This is a genomic window from Streptomyces alboflavus (genome assembly GCF_000716675.1).
GTDB lineage: Bacteria > Actinomycetota > Actinomycetes > Streptomycetales > Streptomycetaceae > Streptomyces > Streptomyces alboflavus.
The window spans coordinates 261,255-279,764 of sequence record NZ_JNXT01000002.1 but is presented as its reverse complement, the minus strand read 5'-3'; the positions used below and the strand labels follow the sequence as shown (position 1 = coordinate 279,764).

Here is an 18,510-nt window from a genome sequence, read left to right as displayed (position 1 = left end):
TTGTTTGGTTAGGCTAACCTCACTTCATGCAGTCGCAGCACACGGGTACGTCACATCCCGCAGCCGAAGAGGACCCCTCACCGGGGCAGTTGGCCGATACACCCGCACAAGGTCAGGTTTCGGCCACCGCCGGGGACGCGCGGTCGGCGGTGGAGGGGGTCGTACGGGAGACGGGGCCGGACGCCGCGCACGAGAAGCACGAGAAGGCGCGCCCGGCCGCCGACCGACCGTCCTCGCCGGACCGCACACGTCCGGACCGCACGCAGCGCCGGATCCGCCTCTGGCTCGCGGGCCTCGCCGTCCTCCTCCTGATGCTGTGCGCCCTCTCGCTGTCCATCGGGGCCGGTGAGGTCGGCGTGAGCGGCGCCCTGGACTACCTCCTGAACCGCGGCGGCGCCCGCGACGACTCGCGGCTCGCCCTCGTCATCGGCGACCTGCGGCTGCCCCGCACCCTCACCGCCGTCCTCGTCGGCACCGCGCTCGGCGTGGCCGGGTGCCTCCTGCAGGCCGTCACCCGCAACCCCCTCGCCGAGACGGGACTGCTCGGGGTGAACGCGGGCGCCTCCCTCGGCGTCGTCGCCGGTATCGCGCTCCTCGGGTTCGACTCCGGATACGCCTACCTGGTCTGCGCGTTCGTCGGCGCCGTGGTCGCCAGCGCCCTGGTGCTGCTCATCGCCGGGCGCGGCGGCGGCTCCCCGATGCGGCTCGTGCTCGCCGGGTCGGCGCTCGGCGCCACCTTCGGCGGGCTCACCAGCGTCATCGTCGTCAACTCCGCCGAGACGTACGACCGTTTCCGGTTCTGGGTGCTCGGCTCGCTCGCCGGTGTCGAGGGGTACGGCGAACTCGCCCGCCTCGCCCCGGTCCTCGGCGTCGGACTGCTCGTCACCGCACTGGTCGTCCGGCCCCTCTCGGCGCTGGCCCTCGGCGACGACCTGGCCCGCGGCCTCGGCCACCGCCCTTCGGTCACCCGTACCGTCGTCGCCGTCGCCGTGACGCTGCTCACCGCCGCGGCCGTGGCGCTCGCGGGCCCCATCTCCTTCCTCGGCCTGCTCGCCGGGTTCGTCGCCCGCTCCCTGGCCGGACCCCGGCTCGCGGTGCGCCTGGTCCTCGCGGGGCTCGTCGGCGCCGGTGTCCTCACCACCGCCGACATCGCCGCCCGCGTGGTGTCCCGGCCCTTCGAGGCGCCCGTGTCCGTCATCGTCGCGCTCATCGGCGCGCCCGTGCTCATCGGCATCGTGCGTTCCAAGCAGCTCGCGACGATGGGGATGACGGACCCGGCGGCGGAGGAGACGCGTGGCGGCGCGCGGCGAATCCGGAAGCCGCTGCGTGCGTTGGCCTTCCGTGCCGTGCGCTCGGGCGGTGCGGGCCGAACCGACGGCCCGCGCAAGCCCGCACGGCCCACCCGCCCCCTCCGCCCCGAACGCACCGACGGCCTCATGGCCCTGCGCACCGGCCCGATGTCGTTCCTCGTGGCGCGTCGCCCCGCCGTCGCCGCCCTCGGCCTCGCCGCCGCGCTCGTCTGCGCCGTCGTCCTCTCCGCGTACGCCGGGCAGAGCGACATGGGCATCTCCCGCACCTTCCACGCCGTCCTCGGCCAGGGCGACCGCTTCGACGTGCTGCTCGTGCAGAAGTTCCGGCTCGGCCGGATCGTCGCCGGGCTCGTCGCGGGCGCGGCCCTCGGCCTCGCGGGCTGCCTCACCCAGACCCTGGCCCGCAATCGCCTCGCCACCCCCGAACTCCTCGGCGTCAACGACGGCGCCACCGCGGCCGTGCTGCTCTCCGCCACCCTCAGCGCGTCCGGCTCGTTCGGCGCCTGGTGGGCGGGGCCGCTCGGCGCGCTCGTCGCCGTGATCGTGGTGACCGCCGTGTCCGGTGGCGTGGGTCAGCGCGGCTACCGGGTCCTCGTCGTGGGCCTCGCGATGTCGGCGCTCGCCTCCGCCGTGACCCAGGTCGTGCTGTCCCGGCGCTCCCTCAACTCGGCGAGTTCGCTGTACGTGTGGACCTCCGGGAGTCTGAACGGCCGCGGCTACTCCGTCGCCGTGCCGGTGCTCATCGGCCTCGCGGTGCTGATCCCGGTGGCGCTTGCCGTCGCCCGGCATCTGGCGGTGCTGCGGTTCGACGACGACACCGCCGCGTCCCTGGGTTCGGCCCCCGCCCGTACCCGCGTCGTCTGTCTGCTGCTCGCGGTGGCGCTGGCCGGTCTGGCCGTCGGCGTCTGCGGTCCCGTCGGCTTCGTGGCGCTGGCCTCGCCGGTGATCGCGTCGCGGCTCGCCGGGCCGCTGCGGGTGCCGTTGATCGGCTCGATGCTCACCGGGGCCGTCCTCGTGGTCGCCGCCGACACGCTCGGGCGGATCGCGTTCTCCGGCTCCGAACTGCCTGTGGGCATCGTGACGACCGTCCTGGGCGGACCGTTCCTCCTCTGGGTCCTCCTCGGCCGCTCCGCGGCGACCCGGGTCTGAGACGGCACCGCGCCCGACACCACGGCCCCCGGCGGCCACGCCCCGCCTTCCCGCCCCGCTCCACCCATGAGAGGTACCCCCACGTGACCGACACCCGCAGCCCCCTCCTGCGTTCCCTGCGCCAGGCCGTCCGCGCCCAGGTCGTCGGCGCGGAAGCGGAGTTCTGGCTCCGCGCCGAGGCGCTCGGCACCCCGCTCGTCGAGCCCGACCCCGAGGGTGACCACGCGCACCGCCTGGTCACGTTCGTGTGGCGCGACGACACCGACGCACCCGTGTCAGACGTCCTCGCACTGCTGCACACCGTCACCGACCGGGCCCGGCACGCCGGCGATCTGACCGCGCATCTGATGGACCGGGTGGAGGGCACCTCGGTGTGGGCGATCAGCCACCGGCTGCGCGCCGACCACCGCGCCTCGTACCAGTTCCTGCCGCACCGCGGCGCACGCGCCGACGTCCTGCGCACCGACCGGGCGTCCTGGACGGCCGTCCTGGACGCGGCGGTTCCCGACCCCTTGAACCCCGCCCCCGTGCTGCCGTCCCGCGACGGCCGCTCCCCCGCCTCCGTCCTCTCTCTCCAGGACGCCCCCGCGGAACCGCACACCGGTCGCAGGCCCGGCGTGCCCCGGGGACGGAGCGTCGACGCCGACGTACGGGGGCGGCGGATCACCGTGCACCTGCCGCCCGGGCACACCCCGCAGGGCGGCCCGTACGCCGTGGCGGTGCTCCTGGACGGCGAGATGTGGGGCCCCGTCCTGGGCGTCGGCGACGTCCTCGACAACCTGCACGCCGACGGCGCGCTGCCGCCGACCGTCGCGCTGCTCGTCGACACCATGGGCCGCCGCATGGAGGACCTGTCGTGCAGCGGGCCGTTCGTCGACTGGCTGGCGGACGAACTGCTGCCGTGGGCGGCCGAGCGGTACGGCGCGGACACACGGCCGGAGCGCACGGTCGTGGCCGGGCAGAGCGCGGGCGGCCTCACCGCGGCGTTCGCGGCGCACCACCGCCCTGACCGGTTCGGCCTCGCGCTGTCCCAGTCGGGGTCGTTCTGGTGGCCCGACGACGAGCGGGGCACCGAGTGGCTGACCCGGGAGTACGCGTCCACCACGCGCAGACCGGTCCGTCTGCGCCTCGAAGTCGGCCTCCAGGAGTGGATGCTGATCGAGGAGAACCGCAGGCTCCGCGACGTCCTGACGGAGCAGGGCTACGACGTGTCGTACGAGGAGTTCAACGGCGGCCACGACTACGCGTGCTGGCGGGGCGGTCTGGCGTCGGGCCTGGCGGCTCTCCTGTCGGAGCGCTGAGCAGGCGGCGGGTCGGTCAGGCCACAGGGGCGGCCAGCGCCGGATCCTGCCCGGACCGGCCCAGCGCCTCGGCGACGAACCCGGACGCCGTCAGCTCGGCCACGGTCCCGCTCAGGAACCGCACCGTCTCCGGACGCCGTTCCCTGGTCGTCCCGACGGCCTGCCGGATGGTCATGAACGCGGGCTCGACCAGACGCAGTTGGGGTTGTCCGGCGACGTGCGCGGTCAGCGGCTGCCGGATGCCCGCCGCGGCCTCCAGCTTCTCGGTGTGGAAGACGTCGACTCCCTCGGCGCCCCGGACCACCGTGGCGTGGCGCAGCGTGCGCGTCAGGAACAGGTCGTAGGCGGAGCCCTGCTTCACCCCGATGCGGACGCCCTCGTGGTCCACGTCGTCCGGCGTCCGCAGCGTGGAATCGGCCGGGACGGCGTACATCCCCTCGATGTGCACGTACGGGGCCGTGAACGCGACCTCCGCCTCGCGGGCCGGGTCGACGGCGAGAAAGCACAGGTCGGCCTGACCGGTGGCCATGGCCTCGTAGGACTTGCGGGCCGCGTCGAAGCAGCGGAACTCCACGGGCAGGCCGATGCGGCGGCCCAGCTCACGGGCGAGTTCGACGGTGACCCCGCGCGGTGCGTCCGGGGTGCCCTGGGCGAGCACGGGGTTGCCCAGGTTGATGGAGGCGCGGAGCACTCCGGTGGGGGCGAGGTCACGGGCGAGGGCGGTGGCGTTGGTGATCTCCATGGGCCGAGTCTAGGAACGCCGGACGGCCCCGCACCGCCCGGCCCCGTGCCGGAACCCTCCGGGGGGCGCAGTGGTCCGGGACGGGCGGATCGGCACGGCTCACACCGTTGCAGCGGGCGGGGTCCACCGGTGGGTGCGGGGCACCGCGTGGGACACGCCGAAGTCCGTCTTGAGATGCTCGGGAATGGCGTAGTGCATGACGCGTCCGCGCGTGAGCGAGGACAGTTCGAAGACACTGGTGAGATGGCCCAGCCGGTCCAGTGCCCAGGCGCCGAGCGGGGAGTGGTCCTCGATGGTCTCCAGGACGCCCAGGAGGTGGGGCACGGCCTTGACGAGGGTGTCCCAAGGGGTGCGGGGCACCGCGAGCCAGTCGGCGCAGGTGTCCCCGACGAGGTACCGGATGAGGGCGGAGACGATCGGGTCGAGGAGGGTGCCGGGCACCACGTCCTCGTAGAGGTCGATGAGCTGCCGGGTCAGGTGCGCGCCCTCGTCGGAAGGCCCCATGTGCCGGACCATGTACAGGTCGAGGAACTGGCGGGCCTCGTCGAGGGACTTGGGGACGGCGTCCTGGTCGACGCCGAGCATCGCACCGACCACGCGCCAGGCGTAGTAGTACGCCTCCGCGCCCTCGGTCGACATGTGGATGCCCAGGCGGTGCAGGCTGTCCAGGACGAGCATCGAGAAGAACATCTGCCCGCCGATCATGTCCTCCTGGCAGATCGGCGTGCCGAGCGCGTCGGTGTCCCACCGGTTCTCGCGTACGAGGTGGTGGCGGATGGACGCGTGCAGGAGGCGGACCTTCTGGGCGGCCGGGATGAAGCGGCTGCCGCTCTCGAAGGCGTCGGGCCGCATCAGGTAGACGGTGAACTGCCCGGTCTCCGCCATCCGTTTGGAGGGATACTTCAGTCCGTGCGTGGCCGAGAGGAGCTTCGCCACGTGCGGGACGACGTAGCAGGCGGGCATGGCGGCGAAGGACAGCGCGGTGGCGATGTGCACGTTGTTGTCGATGAAGAACAGGCGCGCCTTCTCCATCTCCCCCCAGTCCACCCACGTCGGAGGGACCCGGGTGGCCTCGAGGTATTCGCGTGCGACGTCGGGGAGCCCGTCCGGCAGGGGGGCGCCGGCAGTGGAGACGTAGCGCATCAGGGTGTTGAAGGTGCCCACCTCACCGCGTTCGAAGAGTGCGGCGACGGTGGCGTCGGCGAGTTCGTCACCGGCCTGTCGCAGGGTGTTCATCGATGCCTCGGTGCGGGTCATGGCAGGTTCCTCGGCTTCCATGGGGAGGCGGCGTCAGGGCAGTCGCAGAGAGGGCGGTTCAGGAGCGGCGGAGCGCCGCCGAACCGGCCAGGGCGGTCAGGGCGGCGGTGGCGTGCGAGGGCACGTCCAACTCGTGCAGGGCGTCGAGTGCTTCCGCCACGCGGGCACTGATCATGTCTTCGATGCGGGCGGGCGCCCCGAGCCCGAGCATGAGCTCGCGCACCGCCCGAAGGCCTTCCCCGCCCCGGTCGCGCCGGCCGAACAGGGAGCGGAGCCGCTCCCGCTCGTCGTCGCCGGCGAGGCGCCAGGTCTCCGCCAGCAGGGCCGTGGGCCGGTGGCCGTGCACGTCGTCGGCGTTGGCCTTGCCCGTCACGTCCGGGTCCCCGAACAGGCCGAGCAGATCGTCCCGCAGCTGGAACGCCTCCCCCAGCGGCAGTCCGTACGCCCGGTAGCCCTCGCGCAGCCGCGTCCCCGCCCCGGCCAGGGCGCCGCCGATGAGCAAGGGCTGCTCGACGGTGTACTTGGCGGTCTTGTAGCGGATCACCTTCAGCGAGGCCGTGGTGTCCGGGTCGGTTCCGGTACGGAGGATCTCCAGGCACTCGCCCGCGACCAGCTCACGGGCCATCACCGCCCACAGCGGGCGGGCCCGGGACAGATACGCGGCGGGCAGCCCGCTGGTGGCGAAGAGCTGCCCGGCAAGCGCCATCAGCAGGTCTCCCACCAGCATCGCCAGAGACCGGGCCGCGGCGTCGGCGCGCGGGCGCCCGCGCACGGCGGCGCGCAGGGCCCTGTGGACGGTGGGCCGCCCGTGCCGCAGTGGGCTGTCGTCGATGAGGTCGTCGTGCACGACCGCCGCCGCGTGCACGAGTTCCATGGAGGCCGCGGCCCGTACGAGCGCGTCGCTGTCCGGCTGCCCCACCGCGCGCCAGCCCCAGTAGCAGAACGCCGACCGCAGCCGCTTGCCGTCCGCCACCGCAGCCTCCACCTGCCCGGCCACCGGCCCCAGAAGTGGATCGATCTCCGCGAACCGGTCCGCCTCCTCGGCGACGAAGCGGTGCAAGGTGTCGTCGACGCGGGCCTTGAGCGCGTCCGCCCCCGACCGGTCACTCGTCATCGGCGGCCTGTCGGGCGAGGGCGCGCCGGGCGAGGATCTCCAGGTGGGCCGGGGGCGGGGCCGCGTACCGGTCCAGCGCGAGGCGCCCCCGCGCCAGGAGGTCGTGCTCGGCCTGTGCCGCCAGCTCCGCGGTGTCGGAGCGGCGCAGCGCCCCCCGCACCGCGCCCAGCGCCGAACCCACCGTGCTCACCGCCAGATCGGCAAGACCGGCCACCAGCAGTACGGCCTGACCGTCCAGGCCCGCGCGCCGCTGTTCCTCTTCCCGCGTCATGCCACATCCCCCACCCGGTGCTCGCTCGGACGGCGCCGGTCGTCCGCCGTCCTTGCGAGCATCGCGTCACATCCGGCAGGGGAACAGAAGAACTCACGAACGGGCGATCACACCGCTCGACAGTACGGATCACGGTGTCCCGAGATGATCACCTCGGAGGAGATCGCCCGGGTCCGGCACCACCGCTGACGCGCCGTCACAACCGCTGCTCTGCCGGCGGCAGAACAACGGCCGGACCGGGCTCGACGATCACTACAGTCCAGTCTCATGACGACGATGACGACGCGTACGGTCGCGTACCCGGCCGACGGTCTGACGATGGTCGGGCACCTCGCGCTCCCGGCCGGTACCGACCGCCGGCCCGCGGTGCTGCTCGGGCCGGAGGGCATGGGACTCAGCGACGTCGAGCGCCGCCGGGCCGATGCTCTCGCCGAGCTGGGATATGTGGCGCTGGCCTTCGACCTCCACGGCGGGCGCTATGTGAGCGACCCCGAGGAGATGCTGGCCCGTTGCGTGCCGCTGCTCTCCGATCCCGACCGGATGCGGGGCATCGGCCACGCGGCGCTCGACGTGCTGCGCGCCGAACCGCGGACCGACCCCGACCGGATCGTCGCCGTCGGCTACGGCACCGGGGGCGCCATCGCGCTGGAGCTCGGGCGCGACGGCGTCAACCTGCGCGCGATCGGGACGGTCAACGCGACGATCACGGGCCGACCGGGCGAGGCGGCGCGCATTCGCTGCCCGGTGTGGGCCGGGGTCGGGTCGGAAGACCCGATCATGTCGCCCGCGCAGCGGAACGCGTTCACCGCCGAGATGCAGGCCGCGGGCGTCGACTGGCGCCTCACGGTCTACGGCGGCGCCCTGCACGCCTTCCACCACCCGCCGGTCGACCACCCCACCGTCCCCGGCGTCGGCCACCACCCACAGCACGCGCGGCGAGCCTGGCGCGACGTCGTCGACCTGCTCGCCGAGTGCCTGCCCGTGACGGAGGATCAGAGCGAGGTTCAAGGACGGCTTCTCACTGAGCCGCGGTGACAGCCTCGTCCGCCGCGTCCTCGTACGGCGGCGGCTGCGGCGCCTCCGCCGGGAGGCGCAGGGCCACCAGCGCGCCCACCGCGACCAGCGCCGCCGTCCCCCACACCGCCGCCCGGAACGGCCCGGCGTCCGGGGTGCCGCCGTGGCCACCGCCTCCGATCACGGCGGCGCACAGCGCGATGCCGACGGCTCCGCCGAGGGTCCGCACGATCTGGAAGAGGCCCATGGCCTGGCCCATGTCGGGCGGGGCGATCGACTCGAACCCGGCGAGCTGCACGGTGAGTACGGCGGTGCCGAGGACGAGGCCGACCAGGAACATCAGGAGCCGTACCGCCCATGCGTCGTCGGCGACGCCGGGCACGCCGAGGAGGGCGAAGACGACGGTGGCGAGGAGCAGCGCGGGCACGGTGAGGCGGCGGGGGCCGAGGCGCGGCAGGAGCCGGTCCACGAGTTGGGAGGCCAGCATCAGGCCGAGTGCCTCGGGGAACACGCTGAGCCCGGCGTCGAGCGCGGAGGCACCCAGGGCCGCCTGGTAGAGCAGCGGGAAGACGAAGAGCAGGCCCATGAGTCCCGCGGCGGTGAGGACGGCGAGCACCGAGGCCGTCCCGTAGCTCCGGTCGGTGAACAGGCCGAGCCGCAGCAAGGGTTCGGGGGTACGCCTCAGGTGGCGGACCGCGGCGACGACGAGAGCCGCGCCGAGGACTCCGGCGGCGGCCACGGGCGGGCTGCTCCAGCCGTGCGCGGGGCCGTACCCGAGGGCGTATGTCAGCAGGCCGAGGCCGGGCGTCGCCAGCCAGAAGCCGGTGCGGTCGAAGGGGCCTTCGGTGCCCTCGACGTGCTCGCGCAGGCCGAGGACGCCGATGAGGAGCGCGGCGAGGCCGACGGGCACGTTCACGAAGAACAGCCAGTGCCAGGAGGCGTGTTCGGTGAGCAGGCCCCCGAGCGGCGGGCCGAGCGCGGGCATGAGGGCGGTGGGGACGATGAGCGCCTTGGCCAGCTTGCCGCGTTCGTGCGGGGCGTAGGTCCGGAACAGCAGGGTCATGCCGACCGGGGTGAGCAGGCCGCCCGCGAGGCCCTGCACCGCGCGGGCCGCGATGAGCGTCGGCAGGTCCTGAGCGAGGCCGCACAGCGCGGAGGCGGCGGTGAAGACCGCGAGCGAGCCGAGGAACACGCGCTTGGTGCCGCAGCGGTCGCCGAGCCAGCCGGCGACGGGCAGGGTCAGGGCGAGGGCGACGAGGAAGGCCGTCTCGACGGCGTTGGCGGCGGAGACGGGACGGCCGAAGTCCTCGGCGATGGTGAAGAGGGCCGGGTTGACGATCGTGGAGTCCAGGCCGTTCATGCACATCGCGGCCACGTAGACGATCACGACGGCGGCTCTCGGCGAGAGCAGGCGTGCGCGGACGGAGCGGTCCTTCGCCGGGGGTGCCGCGGAGTTCCGCACCGGGTCGGTGGAGGTGTCCTTCACCGGGCGAGCACCCCGGCGTCACGCGCGGTGACCCACTCCAGCGCGGTGGCGCGCGGGCAGGGGCCGTACACGACCGTCCAGCCGTCGGGAACGCTCGCGAACAGCGGCCACAGGGAGTGCTGGTGCCGTTCGTTGACGAGGACGACGAAGGCGCTCGTGGGGCCGTCCGCGTCGAAGGGGTTGGCGGGGGCGTCGCCGGTCATGGGGGTCACTTCTCCAGCTCGGTGAGGCGGTCGGCGACCACGCGGGCGATGTGCGCGATCGGCTCGGGCAGGGTCATGTCCTTGTGGGAGCAGGCGACATCGGTGTTGTCGATGCGTCCGCTCACGTAGGGCGTCCAGGTGTCGGGCGTCAGGGCGTCGTCGATGGTGTCGACGGTGGCCCGGAAGAACAGGACGTCCCCGTCGAACCGGCGGTGGTCGTAGCGCCGTACCAGGTCGTTGGTGTTGAGGTAGGTGTCGGCGAGGGCTTCGATGGTGGCGGTGGAGAGCGCGGCGAGGGGGCTGTTCTCGCGGTGGAGCACGTCGACGACGTTGGCCGTCGTCAGTGCCTTGCCCTCCAGGCTGTCGGGACCGTAACCGCCCATCGTCAGGAGCGATTCGAGGGCTTCGGCGTGGTCGGACTCGGGCAGGTCGCGGAAGCCCTCGGCCGGGTAGGCGTCGAGGATCGCGAGGAGCTGCACCTCCTCGCCCGCGGCCTGGAGGTGGGCCGCGACCGCGTGCGCGATGATGCCGCCGGTGGACCAGCCGAGGAGCCGGTAGGGGCCGTGGGGCTGGACCTCGCGGACGCGCGACGCGTAGTGCGCGGCGAGTTCCTCCAGGGTGGCGGGCAGCGGTTCGGCGGCCGTCGCGGGGCCGACGCCCTGGGCCTGGAGGCCGTAGACGGGCACGTCCGGCGGCAGGTGCCGGATGAGGCCCGCGTAGCACCAGCTGAGCCCGCCCGCGGGGTGCACGCAGTACAGCGGGGCGCGGTCCCCGGCCGGGCGCAGCGGCAGCAGGACGTCCAGGGGGTCGTCCTCGCGGTCGGCGTCGAGCACGGCGTCGAGTGCGGCGACGGTGGGCGACTGGAACACGGTGCCGATGGAGACGTCGGTGCCGAACGCCGCCTGGACGCGGGCGGCGAGGCGCACGGCGAGCAGCGAGTGCCCGCCGAGGTCGAAGAAGTTGTCCTCGGCGCCGACCCGTTCGAGGCCGAGCACGTCGGCGAAGATCACGCAGAGCTGTTCCTCGCGCGGGGTGCGCGGGGCCCGGCCGCCGCCGGTGGCCGCGGGCGCGCCGGGCGCGGGCAGGGCCTTGCGGTCGAGCTTGCCGTTGCCGGTCAGCGGCAGCCGGTCCAGGAGCACGACGGCCGAGGGGACCATGTGGACGGGCAGGTGCCGGGCGCAGTGTTCGCGCAGCTCGACCGCCGTGCCGGAGGCTCCCGGGGCGGGCACGGCGTAGCCGACGAGGCGCTTGTCGCCGGGGGTGTCCTCGCGGACGACGACGGCCGCGTCCGCGACGTCCGGGTGGGCGGCGAGGGCCGCCTCGATCTCCCCGAGTTCGATGCGGAAGCCGCGGATCTTCACCTGGTGGTCGGCGCGCCCGAAGTACTCCAGGGTGCCGTCGGCGCGGCGCCGGGCGAGGTCGCCGGAGCGGTACATGCGGCTGCCGCGCGCGCCGAAGAGGTGCGCGTAGGGGTCGGCCACGAACCGGGTGGCCGTCAGGTCGGGCCGTCCCAGGTAGCCGAGGGCCACGCCTTCGCCCGCGACGTACATCTCCCCGGTGACGCCGGGCGGCACCGGCTGGAGGCGGTCGTCCAGGACGTACACGCGCAGGTCGGGGATGTTGACGCCGATGGTGGACGAGGTCGCGGCGGCGGCCGTGGCGCGGTCGAGCGGGAAGTGGGTGACGTGCACGGTGGTCTCGGTGATGCCGTACATGTTGACCAGCGTCGGCGCGTCCTCGGCGTGCCGGTCGTACCAGTCGGCGAGCCGTCCGAGCTCCAGCGCCTCGCCGCCGAACACGACGTAGCGCAGGGCGAGTCCGGTGCCGGGCGCGTCGCGGTCGGCGGCGGCCAGCTGGTAGAAGGCGGACGGTGTCTGGTTGAGGACGGTGACGCGTTCCTCGGCGAGCAGGCGCAGGAAGGCGCCCGGGTCGCGGCTGGTGAGGTGCGGTACGACGACGACCTTGCCGCCGTACAGGAGGGCGCCCCACAGCTCCCACACGGAGAAGTCGAAGGCGTAGGAGTGGAACAGCGTCCAGGCGTCGTCGGGGCCGAAGCCGAACCAGTGGTCGGTGGCGGTCAGGAGCCGGGTGACGTTGTGGTGCGAGACCACGACACCCTTGGGGCGGCCGGTGGATCCTGACGTGTAGATGACGTACGCCGGGTCCTCGGGGGCGAGGGGCCTGGTGCGGTCCTCGTCGCGCAGCGGTGTGTCCGCGTACGAGGTGGTGGTGTCGCCGTCGACGGTGAGGACCGGCAGGTCGTGGGCGGGCAGCCGGGGCACGGTGGCCGTGTCGGTGACGACGGCGGCGGGCCGGGCGTCGGCGAGCATGTACGCGAGGCGCTCCGCCGGGTAGTCCGGGTCGAGCGGCAGGTACGCGGCGCCGGACAGGGACACCGCGAGGAGCCCGGTGACGAGTTCGGCCGAGCGGGGCAGGGCCAGGGCCACGATCGAGCCGGGGCCGATGGAGCGGGCGGCGAGCAGCCGGGCCAGGCGGTGGGCGCGGGCGGAGAGCTCGGCGTAGGTGAGCTGCTGTCCGTCGTGGCTGACGGCGATGCGGTGGGGGTGGCTGCGGGCGGCTTCCTCGTAGCGCTCGGCGAGGGTGGCGGGCTCGGCGTGGCCGCCGGGCAGGGCCTGGGCGTTGCCGTCGACCAGGGCGCGGCGCAGCTCCTCGGGGCTGAGCAGCGGAAGGAGGGCGAGCGGGGTGTCGGGGGCGTCGGCGGCGGCGGTGAGCAGCCGGGCGAGGCGGTCGGCGAGCGCCTGGGCGGTGGCGCGGTCGAAGAGGTCGGTGCGGAATTCCAGGAACCCGCCGATGCCGCCGCCGGGCCGTTCCCCGGCGTTGAGGGTGAGGTCGAACTTGGCGGTGCCGGACGGCACGGCGGTCATGCGGGCGCTGAGGCCGGGGGCGAGCGCGAAGGCCGTGTCGGGGACGGACTGCCAGGCGAGCATGGTCTGGAAGAGGGGGTGGCGGGCCAGCGAGCGGGCCGGGTTGAGCGCGTCGACGAGGTGGTCGAAGGGCAGCGCGTCGTGTTCGTGGGCGCCGAGGGTGGTGGTGCGCACCCGCTCCAGCAGGTCGCGGAACGTCGGGTCGCCCGACGTGTCGGTGCGCAGCACGACGGTGTTGGTGAAGAACCCGACGAGGTCGGCGGTGGCGTCGTCGGCGCGGCCCGCGACGGGCGTGCCGAGGGGGATGTCGGTGCCGCAACCGTGCCGGGTGAGCAAGGCGGCGAGTCCGGCCTGCACGGTCATGAACACGCTGGCGCCGGTGGCGCGGGCGAGCCGGGTCAGGGCGGTGTGCGCGGCCTCGTCGAGGTGGAAGGGCACGGTGTCGCCCCGGTGCGAGGCGACGGCCGGGCGGGGCCGGTCGGCGGGCAGCTCCAGCTGGTCGGGCAGTCCGGCGAGGGCCTGCTTCCAGTACGCCAGGTGCCGTTCGGCGAGGGCCGTCGGCGCCTGGGCGGGGCCGAGGAGGCGCTGCTGGTGGGCTGCGTGGTCGGCGTACTGCAGGGGCAGCGGGTCGAACCGCGGGGCGTCGCCCGCGAGCCGGGCCGCGTAGGCCGTGGCGAGGTCCCGGGCGAGGGGCGTGGTGGAGGCGCCGTCACCGGCGATGTGGTGCAGGAGCAGCAGGAGCGTGTGCCGGTCGGGTCCCGTGGTGAACAGCGTCGCGCGCAGCGGGGGTTCGGCGGCGAGGTCGAAGCAGTGGCGGACGGCGCCGCCGAGGTCGTCGCCGGGTGCGGCGAGGTGCAGGACCGGTCGGGCCGCGGGGTCGTCCGGGTCGAGGATCCGCTGGCAGGGCAGGTCGTCGGCGGCGCCGTCCGCGACCGGGTACACGGTCCGCAGCGTCTCGTGCCGCGCGCTCAGGTCGTGCAGGGCCAGCGTGAGGGCGTCCCGGTCGACGGGCCCTTCGAGGCTGAGGGCGAGCGGGATGTTGTACGTGGCGCTCGGACCCTCGAGGCGGTGCAGGAACCAGAGCCGCTGCTGGGCGGGCGACAGGGGCAGGTCGCCGGTGCGGGGAAGCGCGATGACCGTGTCCGGGTCCGGGTCCGGAACGCCCGCGGCGCTCTCGGCTTCCTGGGCCCGGACGAGCGCCGCGAGCCCGGCGGGCGTGGGGGTGCGGAAGACGTCGGCGAGGGAGACGTCGGCGTGGAAGGTCTCCCTGATGCGGGCGGCGAGCCGGGCCGCGAGCAGCGAGTGGCCGCCGAGGTCGAGGAACCCGGCGTCTGGGGCGACCGGGTCGCCGATGCCGAGGAGGTCCGCGAAGAGCACCCGGATGACCTCGGTGTGCGGATCGGCGGCGCCCGCCGGAGCGTCGGCCGTACCCGCCGCGGGGGTCTCCGGCTCGGGCAGGGCGCGGTGGTCGAGCTTGTCGTTGGCGGTGCGCGGCAGCGCGTCGAGGAGGGTCACGGTCGTGGGGACCATGTGCTCGGGGAGGACGGCGGCCAGGTGGTCGCGCAGGGCGGCGGGGTCGACGCGGGTGGCGGAGTCCGCACCGGCGACGGGGTCCCCTCCGGTGGCGGAGTCCGCACCGGCGACGGGATCCACTCCGGCGACGGATTCCACGCCGACCAGGGGGTCCGCCCCCGTACCGGCGCGCGGCACCGCGTACGCGAGCAGCCGCTTGCCCGTGACACCGTCCCGGGCGATGACGGCGGCCTGCGCCACGTCGGGGTGCGCGGCCAGGACGCTCTGGATCTCACCGAGTTCGATCCGGAAACCGCGGATCTTCACCTGGTCGTCGGTGCGCCCCAGGAACTCCAGGGTGCCGTCGGCCCGCCGCCGCACCAGGTCCCCGGTGCGGTACATGCGGCCGCCCGGCGCGCCGAAGGGGTCCGCCACGAAGCGCTCGGCCGTCAGGTCGGGCCGTCCGAGGTAGCCGCGGGCCAGGCAGGCGCCCGCGACGTACAGTTCACCGGCCACGCCGTCGGGGGCGGGGCGCAGGCTGGAGTCGAGGACGTAGGCGCGGCTTGCGCGCACGGGCCGCCCGTCGGCATCGGCTCCGGTCCAGTAGTAGGCGTCGACGGTGGTCTCCGTCGGCCCGTACAGGTTGAGCGGATGCATGCCGGGGACGGCGGACAGGCGTCGCCACAGCGGCTCAGGGACGGTCTCGCCGCCGACGACGAGGACGGCGGGGTGGTGCCTGCCCTCGTCGAGCAGGCCGTCGGCGATCAGCGCCTCCGCGTAGGAGGGCGTGACGTCGAGGTAGTCGACGCGGTGGGCGTCGACGTAGGCGGTGAGGGCCGCAGGGTCGCGGTACGTCACGTCGTCGAGCAGGTGCAGTTCGTGGCCGTGGACCATCCACAGGACGGGGTCCCAGGACGCGTCGAAGGCGAACGAGGCGCTGTGCGCGACGCGCAGGCGGCCGCGGCCGGTGCGGGCGACGGCCGGGGCGATGTGGTCGGTGCCGTGGCCCGCGAGGAGGTTGGCCAGGGAGGCGTGGGTGACGACGACGCCCTTGGGGCGGCCGGTGGATCCTGAGGTGTGGATGACGTAGGCGGCGCTGTCCGGGGCGGGCGCGGCCGCGGGGACGAGGGCGGGTCTCTCCGCGAGCGCGGCCCGCACTTCGGCGTCGTCCAGGGCGAGTTCGGGCACGGTGTGCGGCGGCAGTGCGGCGAGGGTGCCGGTCGTGCCGAGGACGCACGCGGGCCGGGCGTCCTCGAGGACGGCGCGGGTGCGGGCTGCGGGGTGGCCGAGGTCCAGGGGCTGGCAGACGCCGCCCGCCTTGAGGACGGCGAGCAGGGCGACGACCATGTCGGTGCCGCGCGGCAGGGCGAGGGCGACGGGCGTCTCGGCGGTGACGCCGCGGGCGGCCAGTTCGTGGGAGAGCCGGTTGGCGGCGGCGTCCAGTTCGGCGAAGGTCAGGGCCCGGTCGCCGCAGCGCACGGCGACGGCGTCGGGGGTGCGGGTGGCCTGCGCGGCGAACGCGGCGGGCACGGTCGTCGTGGCGGGCTCCTCGGTCCGGCCCGACGTCACGCGGCGGACGTCGTCGGCGGGCATCAGGTCGAGGCCGGCGAGGGGGCGGTGCGGGTCGGCGAGGAGCTGGTCGGTGAGGGCGCGCAGGAGGTGCTGGAACGCGGCCTGGTGGCGGGCGAGTTCGTCCGTGTCGTAGCGGTCGGCGGCGGCGTCGAGGCTGAGGGCGAGGCCGCCGTCGCGGCTGGGCCACGCGCCGATCGCGAGGTCCTCCACGGGGCCTGCGGCGAGGTTGCGCACGGTGCCGGGCAGGCCCGCGAAGTCGAGGGTGTCGCCGTTGAACGGCTTGATGTTGACCATGGGGCCGGTGAGGGGCGTGGCGGCGGAGCCGAGGCCGAGGTCCCGGCGCAGGTCCGCCTGCGGGTAGCGCTGGTGGCGGCGCACGGCGCGGATCTCCAGGACGACGCGGCGCAGCAGTTCGGCGGCGCTGTCCTGGGGGCGCACGGCGAGGCGCAGCGGCAGGACGTTGACCGTCATGGCGGGGGTGCGCAGGGCGGCGGGGCCGCGGCGGTTGGTGACGGGCAGGCCGAGCACGACCTCGGGGGCGCCGGTGATCCGGTGCAGGTGGGCGGCCGCGGCGGCCACGACCAGCTCCGCCCAGGTGGCCTTGGCCGCGGTGGCGGCGGCGGAGATCCGGTCGAGGCCCGGCAGTTCGGCCGTCGCCTTGCGGAGTTCGCCGGTGGCGCCGGTCGCGGGGCGGCCGGAGAGGGTCACGGGGGCGGGGGCGTTCGCCATGCGCTCTGCCCAGAAGGCCCGGTCGGTGGCGAGGCGGTCGCTCGCCAGGTACTGGGCCTCGTCCTCGACGAGTTCCCGCAGGGGCGCGAAACGGCAGGCGGGCGCGGGCGCTTCGGGGTCGGCCGTGTACGCGGTGTACAGCTCGGCGACGCGGCGGCCGACGAGCTGGAGGGCGTAGGCGTCGACGGCGATGTGGTGCACGCGCTGGTACCACCAGGTGCGGTCGTCGGCGATCCGGATGAGGGCCTGGGTCATCAGGCCGTGGCCGTCCCCGGCGTCCGCCGCGTCCCCCGCGTCGGCGGGGCGGGCCAGGTCGGCGCGGATCCAGGCGTCGGCGACTTCCTCGGGCCCGTCCTCGGCGCGCAGGTCGAGCCGGTGCACGGGCAGGTGCGCCGCGTACGCCGCCTCCCGCACCCACTGCTGCGGCTCGCCGTCCGCCTCGGTCACGCGCAGGCGGAGCGTGTCGGCCTCCGCGACGGTCCGGCGCACGGCGCGCTCGAGCCGGTCCTCGTCCAGGGCGCCGTGGATCTCCATGAGGTCCGCGGTGTGGAACGCGGCGCCGCCGGGGTCCAGTTGCCGCGCGTAGTGGATGCCGGCCTGCGGCGTCAGCAGCGGGAACACGTCGTCCGGACGCGGATGCATGCGTACAACTCCTCGGGGATCGAGCGCACCGGACCACCAGCGCGAAGTTAGGTAAGCCTAAGCTATGTTTTCGGGGGCGATGACGCGAACCGTTCCGTCCGCCTCCGCACCCGAAGAGGACCGATGCCGCACCCCACCCACGGCGAAGCCGCAGCGACGCAAGGCGCCACCACCGCTCCCGACGACCTCAAGTCCGCCGTGCGGCAAGGCGTCGAAGGACACCGCGACGACCTGATCGCCCTGAGCCGCCGCATCCACGGCCACCCGGAGACGGCCTTCACCGAGCACCGCGCCGCCGCCTGGTGCGCCGAGGCCCTGGCGGCAGCCGGATTCACGGTCGACTCCCCCGCGTACGGCCTGGACACCGCATTCTCCGCGACGCTCGGCCCGGGTCCGCGGACGGTGGCGCTCGTCTGCGAGTACGACGCCCTGCCAGGCCTCGGCCACGCCTGCGGCCACAACCTGATCGCCGCCGCCGGGGTCGGCGCGGCCCTCGCGCTCGCCCCGTTCGCCGACGAACTCGGCCTGCGGATACGGGTGCTCGGTACGCCGGCGGAGGAGCGCGGGGCGGGCAAGGCCCTGATGATCGACGCCGGGGCGTTCGACGGGGTGGACGCGGCGATGATGGTGCACCCGTGCCCGTTCGAGATGTCCGACTTCCGGTCGTTCGCGCTCGGCACGCTGTCGGTCACGTACACCGGTCGCGCCGCGCACCCCAGCCTCAATCCGCACGAGGGCCGCAACGCCGCCGACGCCCTGACCGTCGCGCAGGTCGCGCTCGGCCTGCTGCGCCAGCATCTGCCGCCGCAGTGGCGGGTGCACGGCATCACCACGGAGGCGGGCACGAGCCCCAACGCGGTCCCGGCCCGCGCGACGGCCTCGTACGAACTGCGGGCGCTGGCCGCCGAGGACCTCGCCGAGCTGCGCGCCCGCGTGGAGGACTGCTTCCGCGCCGGGGCGCTCGCGACGGGCTGCGAGGTCACGCTGGAGCGACCCGAGCCGGACTATCTGGACTTCCGGGGCGACCCCGCGCTGATCGAGCTCTGGACGCGCAACGCACGGGCGCTCGGGCGCCCCGAGCCGGTGGAGCGCCCGCCGTTCGCCTGCACCGACATGGGCAACGTGTCCCACGTCGTGCCGTCCATCCACCCCGTGCTCGACATCAGCGGCGGCGTCTGCGGGCCGCACGAGCCGGAGTTCGCGCAGGCGGCGATCTCCCCGGCGGGGGAACGGGCACTCGTCGACGGAGCGACGGCGATGGCATGGACGGCCGTGGACTTCGCCCGTGCCGCCGGGGAGACCCCCGGCCGGTGACGCGCGGAT

Annotated in this window: 11 protein-coding genes; 4 read left to right on the top strand and 7 right to left on the bottom strand. The window is 74.6% G+C overall.

Annotated elements, in window-relative coordinates; all coding sequences use genetic code 11:
- Nucleotides 1–26: 26 nt before the first annotated feature.
- Nucleotides 27–2,459 (top strand): Fe(3+)-hydroxamate ABC transporter permease FhuB, encoded by a 2,433-nt coding sequence (gene fhuB, locus OO63_RS02710; RefSeq protein ID WP_030356815.1) that lies wholly within the window; start codon nucleotides 27–29, stop codon nucleotides 2,457–2,459.
- A gap of 83 nt (nucleotides 2,460–2,542) precedes the next feature.
- The gene (fes, locus tag OO63_RS02705; protein ID WP_030356816.1) at nucleotides 2,543–3,760 is read left to right on the top strand and encodes an enterochelin esterase; all 1,218 of its coding nucleotides are present in this window, start codon (nucleotides 2,543–2,545) and stop codon (nucleotides 3,758–3,760) included.
- Nucleotides 3,761–3,776: 16 nt separating this feature from the next.
- Here fes and OO63_RS02700 read toward each other — a convergent pair whose 3' ends face one another.
- From OO63_RS02700 to OO63_RS02685, 4 genes are all read right to left on the bottom strand, one after another.
- Nucleotides 3,777–4,502, bottom strand: coding sequence for a transporter substrate-binding domain-containing protein (locus OO63_RS02700; RefSeq protein WP_030356817.1), 726 nt, complete (start codon nucleotides 4,500–4,502; stop codon nucleotides 3,777–3,779).
- Nucleotides 4,503–4,601: 99 nt separating this feature from the next.
- Complete coding sequence (locus OO63_RS02695; RefSeq protein WP_030356818.1) at nucleotides 4,602–5,759, bottom strand: oxygenase MpaB family protein; 1,158 nt, start codon at nucleotides 5,757–5,759, stop codon at nucleotides 4,602–4,604.
- A 58-nt stretch (nucleotides 5,760–5,817) separates the two neighbouring features.
- Complete coding sequence (locus tag OO63_RS02690) at nucleotides 5,818–6,873, bottom strand: polyprenyl synthetase family protein (RefSeq protein WP_030356819.1); 1,056 nt, start codon at nucleotides 6,871–6,873, stop codon at nucleotides 5,818–5,820.
- Complete coding sequence (locus tag OO63_RS02685; protein WP_030356820.1) at nucleotides 6,863–7,144, bottom strand: hypothetical protein; 282 nt, start codon at nucleotides 7,142–7,144, stop codon at nucleotides 6,863–6,865. The genes OO63_RS02690 and OO63_RS02685 overlap by 11 nt, the downstream gene beginning before the upstream one ends.
- 267 nt (nucleotides 7,145–7,411) lie before the next feature.
- Here OO63_RS02685 and OO63_RS02680 point away from each other — a divergent pair, with 267 nt between their 5' ends.
- Nucleotides 7,412–8,179, top strand: coding sequence for a dienelactone hydrolase family protein (locus OO63_RS02680; RefSeq protein WP_051810457.1), 768 nt, complete (start codon nucleotides 7,412–7,414; stop codon nucleotides 8,177–8,179).
- Here OO63_RS02680 and OO63_RS02675 read toward each other — a convergent pair.
- The 3 genes from OO63_RS02675 to OO63_RS02665 form a co-directional block, all read right to left on the bottom strand.
- Nucleotides 8,163–9,569 (bottom strand): DHA2 family efflux MFS transporter permease subunit, encoded by a 1,407-nt coding sequence (locus OO63_RS02675; protein WP_030356822.1) that lies wholly within the window; start codon nucleotides 9,567–9,569, stop codon nucleotides 8,163–8,165. The two genes, OO63_RS02680 and OO63_RS02675, sit on opposite strands and share 17 nt — an antisense overlap.
- A 71-nt stretch (nucleotides 9,570–9,640) precedes the next feature.
- The gene (locus tag OO63_RS02670; protein ID WP_030356823.1) at nucleotides 9,641–9,847 is read right to left on the bottom strand and encodes an MbtH family protein; all 207 of its coding nucleotides are present in this window, start codon (nucleotides 9,845–9,847) and stop codon (nucleotides 9,641–9,643) included.
- Nucleotides 9,848–9,852: 5 nt separating this feature from the next.
- Complete coding sequence (locus tag OO63_RS02665) at nucleotides 9,853–17,187, bottom strand: amino acid adenylation domain-containing protein (protein WP_030356824.1); 7,335 nt, start codon at nucleotides 17,185–17,187, stop codon at nucleotides 9,853–9,855.
- Between the two features lie 123 nt (nucleotides 17,188–17,310).
- Here OO63_RS02665 and OO63_RS02660 point away from each other — a divergent pair, with 123 nt between their 5' ends.
- Entirely contained in the window at nucleotides 17,311–18,501 is a 1,191-nt protein-coding gene (locus tag OO63_RS02660) for a M20 family metallopeptidase (RefSeq protein WP_030356825.1), read from the top strand.
- The last annotated feature ends 9 nt before the right edge of the window (nucleotides 18,502–18,510 follow it).

Coding starts and splice junctions, on each gene's coding strand:
- OO63_RS02685 (WP_030356820.1), bottom strand. CDS start 7,144: ATGACGCGGGAAGAGGAACAGCGGCGCGCGGGCCTGGACGGTCAGGCC.
- OO63_RS02670 (WP_030356823.1), bottom strand. CDS start 9,847: ATGACCGGCGACGCCCCCGCCAACCCCTTCGACGCGGACGGCCCCACG.
- fhuB (WP_030356815.1), top strand. CDS start 27: ATGCAGTCGCAGCACACGGGTACGTCACATCCCGCAGCCGAAGAGGAC.
- OO63_RS02695 (WP_030356818.1), bottom strand. CDS start 5,759: ATGACCCGCACCGAGGCATCGATGAACACCCTGCGACAGGCCGGTGAC.
- OO63_RS02680 (WP_051810457.1), top strand. CDS start 7,412: ATGACGACGATGACGACGCGTACGGTCGCGTACCCGGCCGACGGTCTG.
- OO63_RS02665 (WP_030356824.1), bottom strand. CDS start 17,187: ATGCATCCGCGTCCGGACGACGTGTTCCCGCTGCTGACGCCGCAGGCC.
- OO63_RS02700 (WP_030356817.1), bottom strand. CDS start 4,502: ATGGAGATCACCAACGCCACCGCCCTCGCCCGTGACCTCGCCCCCACC.
- OO63_RS02660 (WP_030356825.1), top strand. CDS start 17,311: ATGCCGCACCCCACCCACGGCGAAGCCGCAGCGACGCAAGGCGCCACC.
- OO63_RS02690 (WP_030356819.1), bottom strand. CDS start 6,873: ATGACGAGTGACCGGTCGGGGGCGGACGCGCTCAAGGCCCGCGTCGAC.